Consider the following 4,460-nt stretch of genomic DNA (forward strand, 5'->3'; position numbering starts at 1 on the left):
ACCATTCGAACACAGGGAACTATTTATTCAATTTAACTAACTAGTTACAAAAAAAATGATGGAAATATTTTTATTTAAAAGTAAAATTTGTTCTCATTTAAAAACTAAAAATCAATCTAACTAACAAAAAAACGAGCAATAAACATTACTCGTTTTTCTTCAACCTATATTTAATTAAACCACTTGTTTCCTAATTATTCTTCATTCGATTGACATACAAATAAGATTGAATCATTGGCCGAACAGTTCCAAAATCAATGATGTAATAATAAATACCATCCACTATTTTACCATCATTGGTTAGTAGGGTATCTGCGTTATTGGACATGCCATCCCAATTATTTTTGTAGTTATCTGTTTCAAAAACTAGACTACCCCAACGGTTATAAATACTTAATCGATGATTCGGCAAACTCATGATTCCTGGAATGATGAAGGTGTCATTAACTCCATCTCCATTGGGAGAAAAACCATTTGTCAAATATGTTTCACAAACATCAGGGTCCAATTGATTAGGGATTCCGTCATGGTCACAATCAGGTAAAGCTCCCAAATTGAGATCATTTTCCCATTTATCCAATAAACCGTCTCCATCATCATCTGCATCTAAATAATTATAGATTCCATCAGTATCCGTATCGAGTGGATTTGTTGGATCGGGACCTACTTCTTCTGTGTCCGTGATGCCATTATTGTCAGAATCTGTGTCTTGGTAATCAGGCTTACCATCACCATCGGTATCTATGGGGCTTAATGGATTCTTGCCAAACTCCAAGGCATCGGGAATTTTGTCTCCGTCTGAATCCAAATCTCGGTAATCGGGTAATCCATCGTGGTCTGTATCCACTGGGTTGTTACTATCCTTTCCTACCTCAATTCGATCAGGTATTTTATCATTGTCCGAATCTAGATCTAAATAATCGGCAAATCCATCATGATCCGTATCTGCGGGTCCACTGATTAAGGGCTGTGCCTCTATTTTATCCGAAATTGAATCATTATCTGAGTCTAAGTCGATATAATTTGGAGTCCCATCAGCATCAAAATCTGCTGGAATACTAGGATTCAGTCCCGCCTCTATCTTATCTAAAATACCGTCTGCATCAGAATCTACATCTTGGAAATTGGGAATACCATCTAGGTCAGTATCCAAAGGATGTGTAGGGTTAAGGCCTGCTTCAAAAAAATCAGCTATACCATCTCCATCGGAGTCTAGATCAACATAATCTGCCTTTCCATCGGAATCGGTATCCACTGGAATTTTACCTATGAAATTCCCCTCTATTAAGTCGGGGATGCCATCATTATCAGAATCCAAATCTTGGTAATCAGGCTTACCATCACCATCGGTATCTACAGGATGAGCAGGGTTTTGACCCACTTCTATTTGATCTGGTATATAATCAGAATCTGCATCTATTTCTCTAAAATCAGGCACACCATCTTGGTCGGTATCGGTAGGAATAAGGGCATTTATTCCAGCTTCTATTTGATCTATAATTGAATCATTGTCTGAATCTAAGTCCAGAAAGTCCGCTTGACCATCAAGATCCGTATCCAAAGGTTTTAAGGGATTTGCTCCGGCTTCAAGTCTATCAGGAATTTTATCGCCATCCGAATCTGAATCCTGAAAATCGGGGATTCCATCGTGATCCGTATCTTGTGGTTGTGTCTTGCTTCCATTTTCTACTACATCGGGGATTCCGTCACCATCAGAATCCAAATCCAAATAATCAGGTAAGCCATCCATGTCGGTATCAAGTGGATGTAAAGGGGCATTGCCCAATTCCCAAATATCTAAGATTCCATCAGCGTCCGCGTCTGAATCAAGGTAATTAGGAATACCATCTTGATCTGTATCCAATGGTTTGCTTGGATTGGGGCCTACTTCCAAACTATCAGGTAATCCATCATTATCCGAATCAACATCTTCAAAATCGGCTAATCCATCTGAATCGGTATCGCGAGGATGCTCAAAATTTCCAGCCTCAAGGGTATCTGGGATGCCATCATTATCCGAATCTAAATCTCTAAAATTCGGAATGGAATCTCCGTCAATATCAGCTCCTAATTCTACTCGATCGGGAATGCCATCATTATCAGAATCTTGATCTAGGTAATCGGGTTGCCCATCCAAATCCGTATCTATGACAGGCGTATTTTGACCACGGTCATCCCATCCGTCTCCATGATTGTCGATACTGGTGGTACATGTGGCGCACTTATTTTTCCCTTCCCAGGCATCAGGTATACCATCATTATCTGAATCCAAATCTAAGAAATTGGGCTTTCCATCCAAGTCATTATCACCATCTCGTTCATCGCTATCTCCTAACCAATCTCCATCAGAATCCAAATCCAAGAAATTTGGAATACCATCATGGTCCATATCTCCCCCACTTTCAACGGAATCCAACAAGGAATCATTATCTGAATCCTTATCGACAAAATCTAAAATCCCATCCATATCCGTATCCTTGGGTAATTCGCTATTATTACCAATTTCATAGGTATCTAATAAACCATCATGATCCATATCACCAGAATACATCGTGATGACATTACTAGTTCCTGTGATGTTATTGAGGGTTCTAGTAAAAGTGAATGTTCCCACTCCTTCTCTACCAGTAAACTTTAATCCCAAACGTGTTAAATTGGCAACACCATTGACAAAATCACCAGCTCGATTCAATATATTGATTCCTGATAAACCCGAAATAGTTCCCTTTAAACTAGTGGAAACGCGTACATTATTTACCGTAGTCCCTGCATTATAATTGGTAATGACATTGTCGTAAGCATCCAAAGCCGTGACGGTGTTTTCACCTATAAAAGTCTCTCCTGAGGTTTGAGGGCTGTATAATTGGGTTTTGAATTTATTTAATGGAGCAGGATTGATCATTAGGCTATACGGAATTGCATTAGATTTGGACGTTATATTTCCATCAAATGCATCTATATTGACTTTTTCAGCTTTATAAAATACAGCTTTAAAAGTTGCTCTACCTTCTACAAAACCAATTTGAACTGACTTATTAAATTCTGAATTTTCTAATGTAGGAATTAGCCCATTTGAAGTAGGAGAAGCATTAGTTTCTACCGTTAGATTTTTGGTTCCACCATATAAAAAAGAGGTATTTCCATCCATATCTATGGCTAAAATACTTACTGTTAAAAATTGGCCAGCTAATCTAGAAATTGGTCCAGATAATTCAAATTTAATAGGGTTTCCTCCATAAAGAACCATTGGCTTCCCATATATAATGGAAGGATTATTCACCACTTGAAAAATTAAACTTCCAATAGCACTAATGGGGCCAGCAAAAGTAATTCCCATGGTGGATAAATCAGCAACCCCTTGGTGAAAATCAGTACTAAGATTTAATAGTTGACTTCCATTTGACCTACTAACTTTTCCTGTAAAATTAGAAATTCGAAATTCAACGGGATTGGTTTCTGCATTATAATCTAAAACAGGATTAAAATACTGATCTAATGCCGTTAAAAGATTGGTTCCAGAAAAAGGAAGTCGATTATATTGAATTGGATTAATATTTAAATCAAATTGATTTATAACATTATGAGTTACCGTAACAGTTAATCGGTCATTCACCAATGTTTCTATTCCCAATTCCTCTTGAGCTGAAATTTGTGCGATTTCCGCTTTATATAAAATCAAGGATGCAATAGCCATTCCATTTTCGAATTCCAAAAAGAAACTTTGACCAAATTGTTTATTATTGGCACTAGGCACAAATTCAATTAAATTACCAACTCCCCCTTGAACTGCTTCAGCAAAATAAGAAACCATACTTGCTCCAGAAAATGTAATTATTTTACTACCACTATAACTCTCATCCACATTTCCATTATCGTCCAATGCCGTGATGGTGATATCTTGACTAGTTCCGGCTATTTGATGGGCATCTCCCGTTATTTTTAAGCGGGTAGCTAAGCTCATTTTAGCCGATGCTGAACCTACCTTTTTTGATTGATCAAATTGCTTCCCATCTTTTGAATGCAGTATTACATTTTTGCTAGTGGAATGTAGCTTCGTGGCTTTAGTCCAATGACTTAAACAAAAAAACATGAAACAAAGGCCTAAGAAAAATTTGGCGCTAGGCAAGCAGGACAAAAAGCTCGTGGCTTTTCGATTGAATTGTTGATTAGAACACATATTTTGATATGCACAAACTAAGCACCATAAAGGTGTTTTGTCTGGCTATTAGTGGTTAAAATTGCAATTATTCATTGCTCTACAAATATCAAAATATTGGTGGAGAAAATACTTATTAAAAGGCAAGAAATTTGTTCTCTTTTCCATAGAATTTTAGAGTCTCCATTTACCCCTAATAAAAAAGTCGAAACTTAAAAAGTCCCGACTTTCTGCAATCCGTGTTCTAATGTTTTTGAGGTTTCCCTCTTATTGAAATGATGTATAGGGCATCATTTCAATTTCT

General features: G+C 37.1%; 1 protein-coding gene. It reads right to left on the reverse strand.

The genetic code is table 11. The features are described from left to right. Nucleotides 1-190: 190 nt before the first annotated feature. Nucleotides 191-4,090 carry a T9SS type B sorting domain-containing protein gene (locus tag HME7025_RS09380; protein WP_161956230.1) on the reverse strand — a complete coding sequence of 1,300 codons (3,900 nt, stop codon included), beginning with the start codon at nucleotides 4,088-4,090 and terminating at the stop codon, nucleotides 191-193. Nucleotides 4,091-4,460: the final 370 nt, after the last annotated feature.

Origin of the sequence: Aquirufa nivalisilvae (genome assembly GCF_003143535.1) — a bacterium.
Lineage (GTDB): Bacteria > Bacteroidota > Bacteroidia > Cytophagales > Spirosomataceae > Aquirufa > Aquirufa nivalisilvae.